The organism is Fuscibacter oryzae (assembly GCF_016765795.1).
Taxonomy (GTDB): Bacteria; Pseudomonadota; Alphaproteobacteria; order Rhodobacterales; family Rhodobacteraceae; genus Fuscibacter; species Fuscibacter oryzae.
Genome location: NZ_JAESVP010000003.1, coordinates 392,509 through 408,493, shown reverse-complemented (window position 1 = coordinate 408,493; position 15,985 = coordinate 392,509). Strand labels below are relative to the sequence as shown.

General features: G+C 62.9%; 15 protein-coding genes. 3 read left to right on the top strand and 12 right to left on the bottom strand.

Annotated elements, in window-relative coordinates:
- The first annotated feature begins 1 nt into the window (after position 1).
- Genes JI744_RS08015 through rsmA form a run of 3 tightly spaced genes read left to right on the top strand, consistent with a single transcriptional unit; the run spans position 2 to position 3,123 of the window.
- Entirely contained in the window at positions 2-1,315 is a 1,314-nt protein-coding gene (locus JI744_RS08015; RefSeq protein ID WP_202659252.1) for a peptidylprolyl isomerase, read from the top strand.
- A gap of 1 nt (position 1,316) precedes the next feature.
- A complete protein-coding gene (pdxA, locus tag JI744_RS08010) occupies positions 1,317-2,297 on the top strand; it encodes a 4-hydroxythreonine-4-phosphate dehydrogenase PdxA (RefSeq protein ID WP_202659250.1) in 981 nt (326 codons plus the stop codon).
- A complete protein-coding gene (rsmA, locus tag JI744_RS08005; RefSeq protein WP_202659248.1) occupies positions 2,284-3,123 on the top strand; it encodes a 16S rRNA (adenine(1518)-N(6)/adenine(1519)-N(6))-dimethyltransferase RsmA in 840 nt (279 codons plus the stop codon). The genes pdxA and rsmA overlap by 14 nt, the downstream gene beginning before the upstream one ends.
- A 30-nt stretch (positions 3,124-3,153) precedes the next feature.
- On the opposite strand, the gene JI744_RS19100 is transcribed toward rsmA, so the two are convergent.
- From JI744_RS19100 to recA, 12 genes are all read right to left on the bottom strand, one after another.
- On the bottom strand, positions 3,154-4,038 hold the full coding sequence (locus tag JI744_RS19100; protein WP_236019320.1) for a DUF4167 domain-containing protein: 885 nt from the start codon (positions 4,036-4,038) through the stop codon (positions 3,154-3,156).
- Positions 4,039-4,227: 189 nt separating this feature from the next.
- The gene (gene prmC, locus JI744_RS07995; protein WP_202659246.1) at positions 4,228-5,085 is read right to left on the bottom strand and encodes a peptide chain release factor N(5)-glutamine methyltransferase; all 858 of its coding nucleotides are present in this window, start codon (positions 5,083-5,085) and stop codon (positions 4,228-4,230) included.
- A complete protein-coding gene (gene prfA, locus JI744_RS07990) occupies positions 5,082-6,137 on the bottom strand; it encodes a peptide chain release factor 1 (protein WP_202659244.1) in 1,056 nt (351 codons plus the stop codon). Before prfA ends, prmC begins: the two co-directional genes overlap by 4 nt.
- Positions 6,138-6,168: 31 nt before the next feature.
- Positions 6,169-6,657: a DUF1499 domain-containing protein gene (locus tag JI744_RS07985; RefSeq protein ID WP_202659242.1), complete on the bottom strand. Its 489-nt coding sequence runs from the start codon at positions 6,655-6,657 to the stop codon at positions 6,169-6,171.
- The gene (gene speB / locus JI744_RS07980; protein ID WP_202659240.1) at positions 6,657-7,622 is read right to left on the bottom strand and encodes an agmatinase; all 966 of its coding nucleotides are present in this window, start codon (positions 7,620-7,622) and stop codon (positions 6,657-6,659) included. Before speB ends, JI744_RS07985 begins: the two co-directional genes overlap by 1 nt.
- Before the next feature lie 124 nt (positions 7,623-7,746).
- Positions 7,747-8,829: a zinc-binding metallopeptidase family protein gene (locus JI744_RS07975; RefSeq protein WP_202659238.1), complete on the bottom strand. Its 1,083-nt coding sequence runs from the start codon at positions 8,827-8,829 to the stop codon at positions 7,747-7,749.
- Between the two features lie 61 nt (positions 8,830-8,890).
- Positions 8,891-10,291 carry an aminotransferase gene (locus tag JI744_RS07970; protein WP_236019319.1) on the bottom strand — a complete coding sequence of 467 codons (1,401 nt, stop codon included), beginning with the start codon at positions 10,289-10,291 and terminating at the stop codon, positions 8,891-8,893.
- Positions 10,292-10,353: 62 nt separating this feature from the next.
- Complete coding sequence (locus JI744_RS07965; protein WP_202659236.1) at positions 10,354-10,755, bottom strand: DUF6636 domain-containing protein; 402 nt, start codon at positions 10,753-10,755, stop codon at positions 10,354-10,356.
- 58 nt (positions 10,756-10,813) lie between these two features.
- The gene (locus JI744_RS07960) at positions 10,814-11,608 is read right to left on the bottom strand and encodes a class II glutamine amidotransferase (RefSeq protein WP_202659234.1); all 795 of its coding nucleotides are present in this window, start codon (positions 11,606-11,608) and stop codon (positions 10,814-10,816) included.
- A 136-nt stretch (positions 11,609-11,744) separates the two neighbouring features.
- On the bottom strand, positions 11,745-12,035 hold the full coding sequence (locus tag JI744_RS07955) for a DUF1330 domain-containing protein (RefSeq protein WP_202659232.1): 291 nt from the start codon (positions 12,033-12,035) through the stop codon (positions 11,745-11,747).
- Position 12,036: 1 nt separating this feature from the next.
- Positions 12,037-14,691 carry an alanine--tRNA ligase gene (alaS, locus tag JI744_RS07950; protein WP_202659230.1) on the bottom strand — a complete coding sequence of 885 codons (2,655 nt, stop codon included), beginning with the start codon at positions 14,689-14,691 and terminating at the stop codon, positions 12,037-12,039.
- A gap of 121 nt (positions 14,692-14,812) precedes the next feature.
- On the bottom strand, positions 14,813-15,877 hold the full coding sequence (gene recA / locus JI744_RS07945; protein WP_202659228.1) for a recombinase RecA: 1,065 nt from the start codon (positions 15,875-15,877) through the stop codon (positions 14,813-14,815).
- Positions 15,878-15,985 lie beyond the last annotated feature (108 nt).

Below are 15,985 nucleotides of genomic sequence, written 5' to 3'. Positions count from 1 at the left end.
CATGAAACGAAGCGACGGGTGCCGGGGCAAGACCACGGACGGCGACAATGGAAGACGGCAGGCGATGAGACAGGCGCATAAAACCACTCGGATGACGGTAGCTGCGGCGGCACGCGGGCTTTGCGTCGCGGCCCTTTTTGCGGGCGCGCTGGCGGTAACCAGCCCTTCCGCGATGGCGAACCAGTTTGCCCCCGTCGCCACCGTGAACGGCCGCGCGATCACCCAGTATGAGTTGGACCAGCGCATCAAGTTCATGGAAATCCTGCGCCAGCCGGGTGATCTGGAAAAGATGGCGATGGACACCCTGATCGAAGATCGCCTGCGCCTGTCAGAGGCCAAGCGGCTGGGCATCAAGATCACAGCCGAGCAGATCAAGTCGGGCATGGAAGAATTCGCCAGCCGCGCCAACCTGTCCGCTGATGAATTCGTCAAGGCCGTTGGCCAGGGCGGGGTAGATCCAGAAACCTTCCGCGATTTCGTGAGCGCTGGCATGATCTGGCGCGAGGTAGTGCGCGCCCGCTATGCCGGAACGGTCAACATTACCGACGCCGAAGTGGACCGCGCGCTGGAGTCGTATAAAACCGAAACCGTGCCCACCCTGCGTCTTGCTGAAATCATCCTGCCCGGCACCGGCAAAGAGCGCTCTGGCTCTTTGGCTCTGGCGCGCAAACTGCGGGTGACGATCAAGACAGAGGCTGATTTTGCCGCTGCCGCCCGCAAGTATTCGCAAGGCAAGTCGGCGGGCGGTGGCGGTTCGCGTGACTGGCAACGCCTGACGTCGCTGGACGAAAAAACCCGCACCGTGTTGCAGGGAACCGCGCCCGGCACTGTGTCGCGCATCATCGAAACCGATGAAAACATTGCGATTTATATGGTGCTGGACCGCGCGGATGAGCAGATCTCGGCCGCCGAACAGCAGATCAAGACCGAATATGCAGAATATCTGATCCCGAATGATGCGGCAGCTCTGGCAACGGCGGCGGCAGTGCGCAAAGAGGTTGATACCTGCGATGATCTTTATGATGTCGCCAAGGGCCAGCCTGCCGACCGGCTAAAGCGGCTTACCCAATCTGGCGGACAGATTCCCGGTGATATAGCTGGCCCTCTTAGCCTGCTCGACCCCGGTGAAAGCTCTGCTACTGTGGTGCGGGGCGGCTGGCGGGTGTTCCTGATGCTCTGCCGCCGGGGGCTGGATACCGCGCTGATGCCATCGCGCGAGGATGCGCGCCGTCAGTTGCAAAACCAGCGGATGGGGTCGCTGGCCGATCTGTACTTGCAAGAACTGAAGTCCGAGGCCGAGATTCGGACGCCTTGAGATGCTGCCCATCGCGTTAAGCTGCGGCGAGCCTGCGGGCATCGGCCCCGAAATCGCCGTGGCGGCGCGCAGCATTCTGGGCGATAGCCTGCCCTTTTTCTGGATTGGAGATCCCTGCCATCTGCCGCGCGGCACCGCCCTGCGCGAGATCGCACGACCAGCAGAGGCGCTGTCGGTGCCGGCCAGCTACCTGCCGGTTCTGCCGCAAAACTTTGCCGGGCAAGCCATTGCCGGACAACCAGACCCCGCCAATGCGCGCGGCGTGATCGACGCCATCGAACGCGGCGTGGCGCTTGTGCAGCGCGGCGAGGCGGCGGCGATCTGCACCGCACCGATCCATAAGAAGGCGCTAAAGGATGGCGCGGGCTTTGCCTTCCCCGGTCATACCGAGTTTCTGGCCCACCTGGCCGGGGTGGACCGCGTGGTGATGATGCTGGCCTGCGACACTCTGCGCGTGGTGCCCGCCACCATTCACATCGCCCTGTCAGACGTGCCGCACGCCCTGACGCCTGCCCTGCTGGAAGAGACGATCCGCCTGACCCATGCGGGCCTGATCCGCGACTTTGGCCTTGAAAACCCGATAATCGCAGTTGCGGGCCTGAACCCCCATGCGGGCGAAGGCGGCACGATGGGGCGCGAAGAAATCGACTGGATCACCCCCCTGATCACGCGCCTGCGGGACGAGGGCTTTGCCCTGCGCGGTCCGCTGCCCGCCGATACGATGTTTCACGCCCGCGCCCGCGCCAGCTATGACGCGGCGGTTTGTGCCTATCACGATCAGGCACTGATCCCGATCAAGACACTGGCCTTTGACGAAGGGGTCAACGTCACGCTGGGCCTGCCGTTCATCCGCACCTCGCCTGATCATGGCACGGCGTTTGACATTGCGGGAAAGGGAATTGCGCGGCCTGAAAGTCTGGTCGCAGCATTGAAGATGGCCGCCCGTATGGCAGCAGCACGGGGGCAAAATGGCAACGATTGACGGCCTGCCCCCGCTGCGCGAGGTGATCGAAGCCCATGATCTGGTGGCGAAAAAGCAGCTTGGCCAGAACTTCCTGCTGGATCTGAACCTGACCGCGAAAATCGCGCGTCTTGCGGGCGATCTGTCGGCCTGTGATGTGCTGGAGGTCGGGCCCGGCCCCGGTGGCCTGACCCGTGGCCTGTTGGCCGAAGGGGCGCGACGGGTGCTGGCGGTGGAAAAAGACCCCCGCTGCATGGCCCCCCTGGCCGAGATTTCTGCCGCCTACCCCGGCAAGCTGGACGTGATCAACGGTGACGCGCTGGAGGTGGACGTGCGGTCGCATCTGACAGCGCCCATCCGCATCGTGGCCAACCTGCCCTATAACGTCGGCACCGAATTGCTGATCCGCTGGCTGACGCCCAAGATCTGGCCCCCCTTTTGGGACAGCCTGACGCTGATGTTCCAGAAGGAAGTGGCAGAGCGGATCGTGGCGAAGCCGCGCACCGAACATTATGGCCGCCTTGCGCTGCTGGCTCAATGGCGGGCCGAGCCAAAGATCGTGCTGCACCTGCCGCCAGAGGCCTTTACCCCCGCCCCTAAGGTACATTCGGCGGTGGTCCATTTCACCCGCCTGCGCCAGCCACGTTATCCGGCGGATGAGGGGGTGTTGTCGCGCCTGACCGCGATGGCCTTCAACCAGCGGCGCAAGATGCTGCGCTCCTCTCTGAAGGCTATGGGGCCGGATATTGAAGACCGCCTGAATGCTGCGGGAATTCCACCAACGGCGCGGGCCGAGGAAATTTCGCTGGAGGGGTTCTGCGCCCTGGCCCGCGAAGTGGCGAAATGAAAAGGCCCGCAAGATCGGCGGGCCTTGCTCTTATTCGGCAGCTTCGGGCGCCTCACCCGTAGCGGGGGCCACATCAGGGCTGGCAGCCTTTGGCGCGCGCGGCTTGCGCGGAGCGCGGGGTGCCTTGGCCGGGGCGTCGGCCACGACCGGGGCTGAAGCAGCAGCTTCAACCACAGGGGCTGCGGGTGCTTCGGCCTTTACGCTGATCTCGACCTTTTGCACTTCGGTGCGCGGTTCTTGCGGGCGATCCTCGCGGCGACGGTTTTCTTGCTGCCGGTTCTCTTGCTGCGAGCGATCCTCACGGCGATTTTCATCCCGCCGATTGTCGTCCCTACGATTTTCATCCCGGCGGTTGTCATCGCGGCGGCGATTGTCGTCGCGGCGGCGGTTCTGGTTGTTGTCGCGGTTCGGATTGTCATCACGCCGTTGGTTCTGCTGCGGCTGATGCTGCGGGCGCGGTGCCTCTGGCAGTTCAACCAGATGGCCGTCGTCATCGCCGCCCATCACCTCGAAACCATCTGCATTGGCTGCAAATTCATCGGGCTGTTCACCACGATAATCCTGCCGCTCACCCCGGTCATTTACCGGACGATCACGGTTGCCGTTCTGATTGCCGTTCTGATTGTTCTGCTGATGATACTGCTGGCGGGCCTCTTGTTCGGCCGCCATTTCACGCTGCGCTTCGGCCAGCATGCGGGTGTAATGCTCGGCATGCTGCATGAAATTCTCGGCTGCAACACGGTCGTTCGACAGTTGTGCATCACGCGCCAGCGCCTGATATTTTTCAATGATCTGCTGCGGCGTGCCACGCACCTTCCCCTCTGGGCCAGAGGAGTCGAACACACGGTTGATGATATTGCCGAGCGTGCGCGGGCGGTTCTGCTTCGAGCGCGAACGAGACTTGGAGGAGCGCATCTTGTCCTTTGATGGCTTGGACCCTGCCGCAGCCCTTTCAGGGGCCGAAAAACAGTCAGGCGGGTGCATGGCATTCTGTAGGAGGGGGCGAAAGGCCCGCCCTCGTACATTAGCGGACTAACCACGGAAGCGGGCGGCTGACAAGGAGATTCTACGAAATTCTACGCAATTGTTCAGGAAACGGCGCCCCTATGCCGAACCGCAATGCCCCGCGTCGCCCGGTGCGGCAGCAACCACCACACGGTCGCGGCCATCAAGATCGGGCAAAATGCGCAGGCCCTGAAACCCCTGCGCCGCCAACAGCGCCAGAACGGCAGCCCCTTGCGTCGGCCCGATCTCCAACAGCAGCCGGCCACCCGGCATCAGCCGCGCCCCGGCCCCCAGCGCAATGGTACGATAGGCTGCCAACCCGTCGCCCCCCGGTGACAGCGCCGCCAGCGGCTCCCAGTTGCGCACCTCTGGCGAGAGGGCGGGCATCTCATCGGCCGCGATATAGGGGGGGTTCGACACGATCAGGTCAAAGCGGTCGGCGATGCCGGAAAACCAATCGGCCTGACGAAAGCGCGCCCGATTGCCAAGGCCATGGGCGCGGGCATTGCCCTCCGCCACCTCCAGCGCAGCCAGCGACTGGTCGGTGCCGAGGCCCGTGGCCATCGGCATATCAAGCAGGCAGGAAATCAGGATACAGCCGGTGCCAGTGCCCAGATCGGCCATTTTGACAAAGGGTCGCGACAGGGCTTCGGCAACCAGCAATTCGGTCTCGGGGCGCGGGTCCAGCGTGTCGCGGGTGACACGGAAGCTGCGCCCCCAGAACAGGCGCTGCCCGATGATCTGCGAGACAGGCTGCCGCGCGGCACGGGCAGCGATGGCAGCCTCATAGGCCGCGTGCTGCCCCTCGGTCAGAGGGTCCGGCAGATGCAGCGTCAGCCTGTCGGGCGCAAGCCCCATGGCATGGGCCAGCAAAAGACGGGCATCACGCGCGGCATCCTCTATCCCCGCGTCTCGCAGGCGGGGGATGGCGGCGCGCAGGGCCTCGTTGCCCTTCATCCTTCCATCTCGGCCAGCTTTTCGGCCTGATCATTGGCAATCAGCGCATCAATCGTTTCGGTCAGGTCGCCCGCCATGATCTGCGCCAGAGCATACAGCGTCAGGTTGATGCGGTGGTCGGTCATCCGGCCTTGCGGGAAATTGTAGGTGCGGATGCGTTCGCTGCGGTCGCCGCTGCCAACCTGCGATTTGCGGGCGTCGCTGCGTTCCTTGTCCAGCCGTTCACGCTCTGCCTCATACAGCCGGGCGCGCAAAACCTGCATGGCGATGGCACGGTTCTGGTGCTGCGACTTTTCCGAGCTGGTCACCACGATGCCGGAAGGCAGGTGGGTGATACGCACGGCGGAATCGGTAGTGTTCACATGCTGCCCCCCCGCGCCGGAACTGCGCATCGTATCGATGCGGATGTCGGATGCGGGAATGTCGATATCCACCTCCTCCGCCTCTGGCAGAACGGCCACGGTCGCGGCAGAGGTATGGATGCGCCCGCCCGCCTCGGTTTCGGGCACACGCTGCACGCGGTGTACACCGGATTCAAATTTCAGCCGGGCATAGACGCCTTCGCCCTGCACATGGGCGGTGAATTCCTTGATGCCGCCAAGGTCGGACTCCTGCTGCTCCAGCACCTCGAACCGCCAGCCCATCCGCTCGGCATAGCGCTGATACATCCGCGCAAGGTCACCGGCGAACAGGCTTGCCTCCTCGCCCCCCGTGCCGGGACGGATTTCCAGAATGGCCGGGCGGGCGTCGGCGGAATCCTTGGGCAACAGGGCAATGCGCAGGGCCTGTTCCATCACCGGAATGCGGGCCTTCAGCGCCGGAATCTCATCCTCGGCCAAAGCCTTCATTTCGGGGTCGGCCAGCATCGCCTCGGCCTCGGCCAGATCATCGAGCGCGCGGCGATAGGCGGCGATTTCATCGGCCACCGGCTTCAGATCGGAATATTCGCGGCTGATGCGGGCAATCTCGGCGGGGGCCGCCCCGGCATGCAACTGCGCCTCGAGAAACTCGAAACGTTGGGTGATCTGGGCAAGTTTTTCCAACGGAACCATGAGCCGGGTTTGGCCGATGGCCTGCCTGCGGTCAAGGGGCGCGCAGCAACTGGTCGATCCAGCCGGTCAACCGCGCGGCATTCACGCCCAGATCGCCGCGGCCAAACCGCTGTCGCGCCCACAGCGTCACCTTGGTAATGCCCTGCCCCGGCCGCGCCTGCGCGGTCGTGTAGTCGGGAAAACCCCACAGCGCCGAGCGGGTGACCCAGGTGATCCGCCCCTCTTCGGCACTGCCCGCAAGCCGCGTGGTGCGCGGGGTGGCCAGCGCGATGCTGTCCAGCCGGGCCAGTACGGCCTGCGCGGAAAGGGGCGAAAGGAACTGCGTCGTCGCCCCGTTGCGCAACTGGTCAACCTTGGGGCGCGCATCGCCGACCGGTAGGGAAAGGCCGCCCTGCCCAGATGTCATGCCCTGCCGTGGGTCAACATTCCAGGCGGCGGGATCAAAGGGCGCAAGCCGCACCCATAGGTCGGCTGCCGCGACCACGGCCAGCAGCACCAGCGCGGTCACGGCAAGTTTCATCAGCGCTGCGTCCTTGCCCAGTGGTAAAGGCAGATCAGCTCATAGGCGACATGGGCGCCCGCGATGGCGGTGGCACCCGTGGTGTCATAGGGGGGCGAAACCTCGACCACATCACCGCCGACCATGTTGATGCCCGCCAGATCGCGCAGGGCCGCAGCAGCCTGCCAGGAATGCAACCCACCCCAGACCGGCGTACCGGTGCCCGGCGCATAGGCCGGGTCCAGCGCGTCGATGTCGAAGGTTACATAGGTGGGCTTGTCGCCGACGATGGATTTCGCCAGTTCGACGGCATGGGCCACGCCCTTTTCATGCACCTCTCGCGCGTCGATGACGTGAACGCCCAGATAATCCTCGGTCGTGGTGCGAATGCCGATCTGGACAGAGCGCTTGGGATCGACGTAGCCCTGCTTGACCGCCTTGTACATCATCGTGCCGTGGTCGATGCGGCTAAGGTCGTCATCAGGCCACAGGTCGGAATGGGCATCGAAATGGATCACCCCCAACGGCCCGAACTTCTCGGCATAGGCCCGCAGGATCGGGAAGGTGATATAGTGGTCGCCGCCAAGGGTGATGCTGCCCGCGCCTGCCGACAGGATCTTGCGGATATGCGCCGTCAGGGTTTCGGGGAAATCCGAAACCTTGGCATAGTCGAACGCCACATCGCCATAGTCGATGATGTTCAATTCATCCAAGGGGTTGGTCGGCCAGCCATAGGGCGGATCATAGGGTTGCAAGGTTGACGCCTCGCGAATGGCGCGGGGGCCAAAGCGGGTTCCGGTGCGGTGCGTCACCGCCTGATCAAAGGGCACGCCGGTGATGGCAAGATCCACCCCGGTCAGGTCTTTGGTATAGCTGCGACGCAGGAAACTGGTCGCACCACCAAAGGCGTTTTCAAAGGAATAACCGCGCTGTTGGGCACGGGTGAAAGCAGTGTCCACTTGGGACTTGGCGTCTTCTAGGGCCATTTGGGAAAACTCAAATCTTCTTGCGGTCGTCGTTTGCGAATTGCGGAGACGCGCCGGATCCGGGTCTGCCCAAGGAACCAGAGCAGGCACGCGAAGTCAACCGCCCCGAACTCAAACTGAGACACTACCGCCGCTGGCCCTGCACCAGATCATGCACGAAGCCCAGTTTGTCCTGCACCGCCTGCGGCAACACAAAGGGATAGCCATCGGCCTGCCCCATCGAACGGTTCAGCACGTTCAGTGCCACCGTCAGCGGCATCCAGGCGTCAATCAACTGGCGCAGTTTGACCATCCGATAGGGGCTGAAATCAATCGCGGCCGACAGTTCTCCGGTATCAACGCCGGGGTCGATGCGCATCCCCAGCGCCCCGGCCGTTTCCAGCGTATCGATCATGTGCAGGTAATGCGCCCAGGTTTCGGCCCAATCCTCCCACGGGTGCATGGTAGCATAGGAAGAGACATAGCTGGCGGCCCAGCCCGGCGGCGGGCCGTCGGCGTAATGGCGGCTAAGGCTGGCGGCATAATCGGCGGTTTCATCGCCGAACATGGCGCGAAATCCTTGCAGCGCGCCACCATCGCGCACCAGAATATCCCAGTAGTAATGTCCCACCTCGTGCCGAAAATGGCCCAGCAGGGTGCGATAGGCCTCTCCCAACCGCTCTTTCACCTGTGCGCGCGCGGCATCATCGGCTTCAGTCAGCGCGATTGTCACCACGCCATCGGCATGTCCTGTCAGCACACGCTGAACCGAGCCGGGATCATCCGCCAGAAAATCGAACACCAGCGGTTCAGGGTGCCCATCCCCCGCCACCGGCATCAGCAGACCAAGGTTACGAAGCGTATAGATCAGACGGCGCTTTGCGCCCTCGATCTTTTGCCAGCGCGCGTGGTTTTCCGGGGCGGACAGGTCGGGCACGAGGTGATTGTGGCGACAGGCAGCGCAATAGGCCGGCGCTTCGCTGCCGTCCGGGGCTGGGGCAACCATCCAGTTGCAGGCCGAAAGTTCCCAATTATGGCAGAACCGCCAAAGGGTGCCGTCGCCCGCCGCACCCTGCCCCGGCACCATCAGCCAATGCGGCCCGTCCGGCTCTACCGCCGCCATCCGGTCTTGGTCTGGCAGATAACCCACCGTCCGGCCACAGCGCAGGCAAGTGGTATTTTCAAAATGCAGAACCTGCCCGCAACACTGGCATTGAAACAGCTTCATCGGCGCACCCCTGACCTTACCCGGCAAGTCTATGCCTGCCGGGTGACAGGTCAACGACCGATCAGCCCAGCCGGAAGCCTTCGCGCACCAGATCGTCGGTCACGCGGCGAATTGCCTTTTCCAACGTCTCGGCGATGAAATCGACCTGCGGTTCCGTCAGGATCAGCGGCGGCGACATCACGTTCAGATGCCCGATAGGCCGGACCAGCAGACCCATCCCCTCGGCCACATCCGAGATGCGCTTGGATTCGTTCGCCTCATCCGGCAGCAGCGCCTTGGTGTGCTTGTCGGCCACCGATTCCACGCAAAGCATCAGCTTTTTGCCCCGCACATTGCCCACCAGCGGCAGGTCGGCCAAGGGCGCCATCCGGTCCTCAAAATAGCTGCCAACGCTTGCGGCATGGGCCAAAAGGCCCTCACGCTCGATAATCTCGATGTTCTTCAGCGCGGCGGCACAGGACACCGGGTGGCCAGAATACGTCAGGCCAGAGGTGAACCAGCGCTGCCCGCCTTCGGCCATCACATCCCAGATACGGTCGGAAAAGATCATCGCGCCCAAGGGCAGATAGCCCGAGGTCAGCCCCTTGGCCGACGTGATGATATCGGGCTGCACCCCGAATTCCGACAGGCTGGCGAACCAATGGCCAATGCGGCCAAAGGCGGTCACCACCTCATCGGCGATAAACAGGATGTCATGGCGCTGGCACACCTGCCACATGCGGCGCAGGTAACCTTCGGGTGGAATGATGATGCCGCCGCTGGCCTGAATCGGCTCGGCGATAAAACCGCCGATGCGGTCGGCGCCGACACGGGCGATTAGCGCCTCGAACTCGGCCACCAGATCATCACAGAACTGCGCCTCGGTCATGTGGGCAGGGCGGCGATAGGGGTTCGGGCAAGTCAGGTGCCAGATGCCATCCTCTTTATAGCGGAACTCCTCGACCCGGTCGCCGTTCCGCTTGCCCACCGATTGCGTCAGGTAAGTCGAGCCGTGATAGCTGTTTTCCCGCGCAACGATGCCGGTCTTTTCGGGGTTGCCGCGGGCATGGTGGTAATAGCTGACCATCCGCACCGCCGTATCGACCGCCGTTGACCCGCCGGTGGTAAAGAACACCCGGTTCAGATCACCGGGCGCAAGCTCGGCCAGTTTTGCCGCCAGCCGTGCGGCGGGGCCATTGGTCATATCGACGAAGTAGTTGGCAAAGGCCAAAGTCTCGGCCTGATCGGCAATCGCCTGTGCCATTTCCTTGCGGCCAAGGCCGATGTTGGTACACCACATGCCGCCCACCGCATCCAGATAGCGCTGGCCGCCCTGATCCCACAGATAGCAGCCCTCACCCCGCGCAATGACCAGCGACCCCTGTTTTTCAAACGGGCCAAAGTTGGTCCAGGGGTGAAGCGCGTGGTCATGGTCCATCTGCCACAGGTCATTTGGCAGGGTGTTGGGGGCTGCGATGTTCATTTTGAATCTCCATCCAATAGAAACACCCTAGCAGATGCGCGTCTTTTGGCCAGAGATTTTGATCAAAACATTTTCTGCGACGCCTTGGCGACGGTAAAGCCGTGCCCCTGCCCGTTCACACACGTCATTCCCGCCCTTTCTGAAATACAGCGGAACCCGCCCAACTCGACCGACTGGCCATAGCCCAGCTCCATCGCATCGGGGCTGGCGACGGTATCGCCCACGCAGGCAGGCGCGCCCCGGCCTATGGGGCCAACCTCAAACGCATGGCCCCAATCCAGATCGCAATCGGCGGGCGGAATGGGGTGGGACAGGTTCGTCACCTCCATCACATCGCAGCGCGCGGCGGGGTAATCGCCGGTCGCTATCATGCACTGGATGTCGGAGGACGGAGAGTGGAAGAAAATCAGGTCATCCGCCAGCACCGGGCCGGACAACAGGATCAGCGGCAGAACAAGCTTCATCAAAAACCTCCGGGTCAATGACCGAAGGTTAGCTGCAACGACCCGCCCCGCCAAGCCGTCAGGCTGCGGCGCGCAGGGGGACCGGGGCGAAAGGTTCCGTCAGCACACGGCCCCCGTCAAAGGTGCAGAAACTGCCGGCGGGAACCGCAGTCCAGTCGCCCTCATCATCTTCCAGCGGCTCTGACACCACAGCCATGCCGCCGCGCGTCGCGGACCAGCGATGATAAAGCGTCGGGGCATGGTCATCGGTCGCATAGCGCACCGCATAAAGCCGTTTCCCATCTGACAGCGCCGCCGTCATCCGCAAATACGGCGCGCAGCCCTTTTCCTGCGCCAGCGCGATGAACCGCGCCGCAGCCCGTTCCAGCGCGCCCTTTGGGTCAGCGTCCAGCCCCTCGGCAAGGGCCACCAGAAAGATCGCTTCGCTGTCGGTGGCGCCCTTGCGGTTGGGGTAAAGCGCGTCGGGGATCATCATCTCGGCCTGACGTCGCATCGCATCAAACCCGCCGATCTGGCCGTTGTGCATGAAACTCCACGCGCCATGGACAAAGGGATGGCAGTTGTTCCGGCTGGTCGCGGTGCCCGTGCTGGCGCGCACATGGGCCAGAAACAGGCCAGATTTCACCTGCATCACCAGACTTTTCAGATTGGGGTCCGACCAAGCGGGCATCACATCGCGGTAAAGCCCCGGCTCGGGCCGTTCGCCATACCAAGCCACGCCGAAACCGTCGGCGTTGATGGCGGTGTGGCATTGCGTGGCGCAATGGCTTTGGCGGATCAGTGAATGGCCCGGACGACTTACGATTTCCTCAAGGAAGATCGGTTCGCCCGAATACGCGGCCCAACGGCACATCAGCGTGCCCCCTTACCAGTTACAACCATCTGCCCGCCTCATTATATTTTCCATGACACTAGCATGAAAATCGCAGGCCGGAATCGGGCTTTTGGTCAAAAAGGCGCGATTTCCCGCGCCTTTCGTGGTTTGCCCGCTATTCCGCCTCTTCCACCACCACAAGGTCTCGGATCGAGGCACCTTTGGCATGGGACAACGCCTCTTGATAGGCGGGCGAGTTATAGCAGGCCACCGCCGCCTCAAGGCTGGGGAACCGCGCCACCACGTTGCGGGCGCGGTCATTGCCTTCCAGCTGCACATAGCGCCCGCCACGGGCCAGAAACTTGCCGCCGTGGTCGGCAATCGGCCCGCCTGCCAGCTTGGCATAGCGGCCATAGGCCTCGGCGTCGGTCACTTCGACATGGGCGATCCACAGGGCGCCGGGCATCTTACGCCCCCAGCACGGCTTCGGCCGCCTTGATCGCCGCATCCGCCGCGCCAATGTCGGCCCCGCCGGCCTGCGCCATGTCGGGGCGGCCACCGCCCCCCTTGCCGCCCATCGCCTCGGCCGCCGCCTTGACCAGCGCCACGGCCGACAGGCCGCCCGTCAGGTCGGCCGTCACACCCGCCGCAACCGCAGGCTTTGCCCCGGTATCGGCGATCAGCAGCACGGCACCCGACCCGATGCGGCCCTTGATCTCATCGATCAGCGCGGGCAGATCCTTGCCGGAAACCCCGGTCAGCACTTGGGCCACGAATTTCACACCGTTGATATCCTTGGCCTCTGGTCCGGCGCCCTTGCCGCCCATGGCAACTTCGCGCCGCAGGGTGGCAACCTCGTTCTGCAAGGATTTTACATCAGAAAGCAATTTCCGTGCCTTTGAAGGCAGTTCGGAAGGAACACCTCCAAGAACTGTGGTCAGTTGATCAAGGTAGCCATAGTTTTCGGCAACATCTTCAAGCACCGCCTGACCAGTGATCGCTTCAATCCGACGCACTCCAGCGGATGAAGCGCCTTGTGACAGGATCTTGAACACCCCGATCTCACCCAAACGGGCCACATGGGTGCCGCCGCACAGCTCAAGGCTATAGGTCTTGCCATCGGTCCCCTTGCCCGAGCCTTCCAGCACGCCCATGGAAACCACGCGCACCTCATCCCCGTATTTCTCGCCAAACAGCGCCTGCGCACCAAGGCCGCGGGCATCGTCAGGCGTCATCACGCGGGTATCGACCGCACCGTTCTGGCGGATGAAGGCGTTGACCTCGGCCTCAACCGTCGCCAGCTCGCCTGCCGACAGCGCGGCGTTGTGGGCAAAATCGAACCGCAGGCGATCCGGCGCGTTCAGGCTGCCCTTTTGCGCAACGTGATCGCCCAAGGCGCGGCGCAGCGCCTCGTTCAGCAGGTGGGTCGCCGAATGGTTCGCGCGGATCGCGGAGCGGCGGGTGTGGGCAACCTCCAGCTTCGCGGGCTGACCCTTCAGGATCGAGCCTTCCAGCACCTTGGCAACGTGGATGAAAACGCCTGCCGCCTTGCGGGTATCGGTCACCTCCGCCATGCCGGTATCGGTGCGCACAAAGCCCGCATCCCCGACCTGACCGCCCGATTCCGCATAGAACGGCGACTGGTTCACCACGATCTGCACCGACTCACCACTGGCGGCACTGCCAATCTCGGCCCCGTCACGCACCAGCGCCAGCACCACGCCTTCGGCGGTTTCGGTGTCATAGCCCAGGAATTCGGTGGTGCCCTTGGCCTCGGCAATCTCGAACCAGACCTTGGCCTCGGCGGTGCCACCGGCGCCCGACCAGCTCGCGCGCGCCTTAGCCTTCTGCTCTTCCATCGCAGCGTCAAAGCCCGCGACATCCACCGCGCGGCCCATTTCGCGCAAGGCATCCTGCGTCAGATCCAGCGGGAAACCATAAGTGTCATAGAGTTTGAAGGCCGCGCCCCCCGGCAGGTCGGCCCCTTCGGGAATGTGCGCCAGCTCGTCATCCAGCAGCTTCAGCCCACGGTCCAGCGTCTGGCGGAACTTGGTCTCCTCCAGCCGCAGCGTTTCCTCGATCAGCGCCTGCGCACGGGTCAACTCGGGGTAAGCCGCGCCCATCTGGCGCACCAGCGCGGGCACCAGTTTGAACATCACCGGGTCTTGTGCGCCCAGCATATGGGCATGGCGCATCGCGCGGCGCATGATCCGGCGCAGAACATAGCCGCGCCCTTCGTTCGAGGGCATCACGCCATCGGCAATCAGGAACGAGGTGGACCGCAGGTGATCCGCGATCACCCGGTGATGCACCTTGCCGGGGCCATCAGGGTCATTGCTGGTCGCATGCGCGGATGCCTCGATCAGGCTGCGCATCAGGTCGGTGTCGTAATTGTCGTGCTTGCCTTGCAGCAGCGCGCCAATCCGCTCCAACCCCATGCCGGTGTCGATCGACTGCATCTCCAGCGGGATCAGACGACCATCGGCAAACTGCTCATTCTGCATGAACACGTTGTTCCAGATCTCGATGAAGCGGTCGCCGTCTTCGTTGGCGCTGCCGGGCGGGCCGCCCCAGATATGGTCGCCATGGTCATAGAAAATCTCGGTGCAGGGACCGCAAGGCCCGGTCGGCCCCATCCGCCAGAAGTTGTCATCCGACGCGATGCGGATGATCCGGTCATCCGACAGTCCGGCCACCTTTTTCCAGATGCCTGCCGCCTCGTCATCGGTATGGTAAACCGTGACCAGCAGCTTGTCCTTGTTCAGGCCGAAATCCTTGGTCAGCAATTCCCAGGCAAAGGCAATCGCCTGATCCTTGAAGTAGTCGCCAAAGCTGAAATTGCCCAGCATTTCGAAAAAGGTATGGTGCCGTGCGGTATAGCCCACATTGTCCAGGTCATTGTGCTTGCCGCCGGCGCGCACGCATTTCTGCGCCGTCGTCGCGCGTTTGTAGTCGCGCGTTTCCACCCCGGTGAACAGGTTCTTGAACTGCACCATGCCCGAGTTGGTGAACATCAGCGTCGGGTCATTGCGCGGCACCAAGGGGCTGCTGTCCACCACGCGATGATCATTGCGGCGGAAGAAATCGAGATAGGTCGAGCGGATGTCGTTCAAGGACGCCATGAGAACCCCTTGGGCCATAGGATTTTGCCCCATTTAGCCCCCGCGCCGCGCCCTGTCCACGCCGAAATGGAAAGGGCCGGATGCGATCCGGCCCTTTGAATTCTTGATCAAATTTGCGCTGTCAGTCGTCCAGCACATCACCCTTGTCGGCCATGGTGAAATCCAGCCCGTTTGCAGCGCGGATCTTCTCCTCGATATCAGAGGCAACGCCGGGGTTCTGCTTGAGGAAGGTCTTTGCGTTTTCGCGGCCCTGACCGATCCGCTCGTCGTTATAGGAATACCAGCTTCCCGATTTTTCCACGACGCCCGCCTTGACGCCAATGTCGATCAACTCACCCACTTTAGAGATGCCTTCGCCATACATGATGTCGAATTCCACCTCTTTGAACGGGGGCGACACCTTGTTCTTGACCACTTTCACGCGGGTCGAGTTGCCGATCACCTCATCGCGGTCCTTGATCGCGCCGGTGCGGCGGATATCGAGACGAACCGAGGCATAGAATTTCAGCGCGTTGCCGCCGGTGGTGGTTTCGGGGCTGCCGAACATCACGCCGATCTTCATGCGGATCTGGTTGATGAAGATCACCATGCAGTTCGAGCGCCCGATGCTGGCGGTCAGCTTGCGCATCGCCTGGCTCATCAGACGGGCCTGGCTGCCCATCTGCATGTCGCCCATGTCGCCCTCAATCTCCGATTTCGGCACCAGGGCCGCGACCGAGTCGACCACGATCAGGCTGACCGCGCCCGAACGCACCAGCGTGTCGACAATTTCCAGCGCCTGTTCGCCGGTGTCGGGCTGCGAAATCAGCAGCTCATCCAGATTGACACCCAGCTTCTTGGCATAAGACGGGTCCAGCGCGTGTTCGGCATCGACAAAGGCGCAGACGCCACCCTTTTTCTGCTGTTCGGCCACCACATGCAGCGTCAGCGTGGTCTTCCCCGAGGATTCCGGCCCGTAAATTTCGATGATGCGGCCCTGCGGCAACCCGCCGATCCCCAGCGCGATATCAAGCCCAAGGCTGCCGGTCGAGGTCGCCTCGATATCCATGACAGCATTGTCCTGGCCAAGCTTCATGATAGAGCCCTTGCCGAACTGCCGCTCAATCTGCGCCAGGGCGCTTTCCAGTGCCTTTTGCTTGTCCATGTCCTGCTTTCCGCCGAATTCCAGAAGGTTCGCAACCGCCATTGCCGTTTCCTTATGTCATGGCCGCAACCTGGCGGCAATTGTGGGTTTGTTCCCCATTTGTTTCCGCTTTATGCGATCAAAACAGGAACAGATCAATCGCTTTTTCAT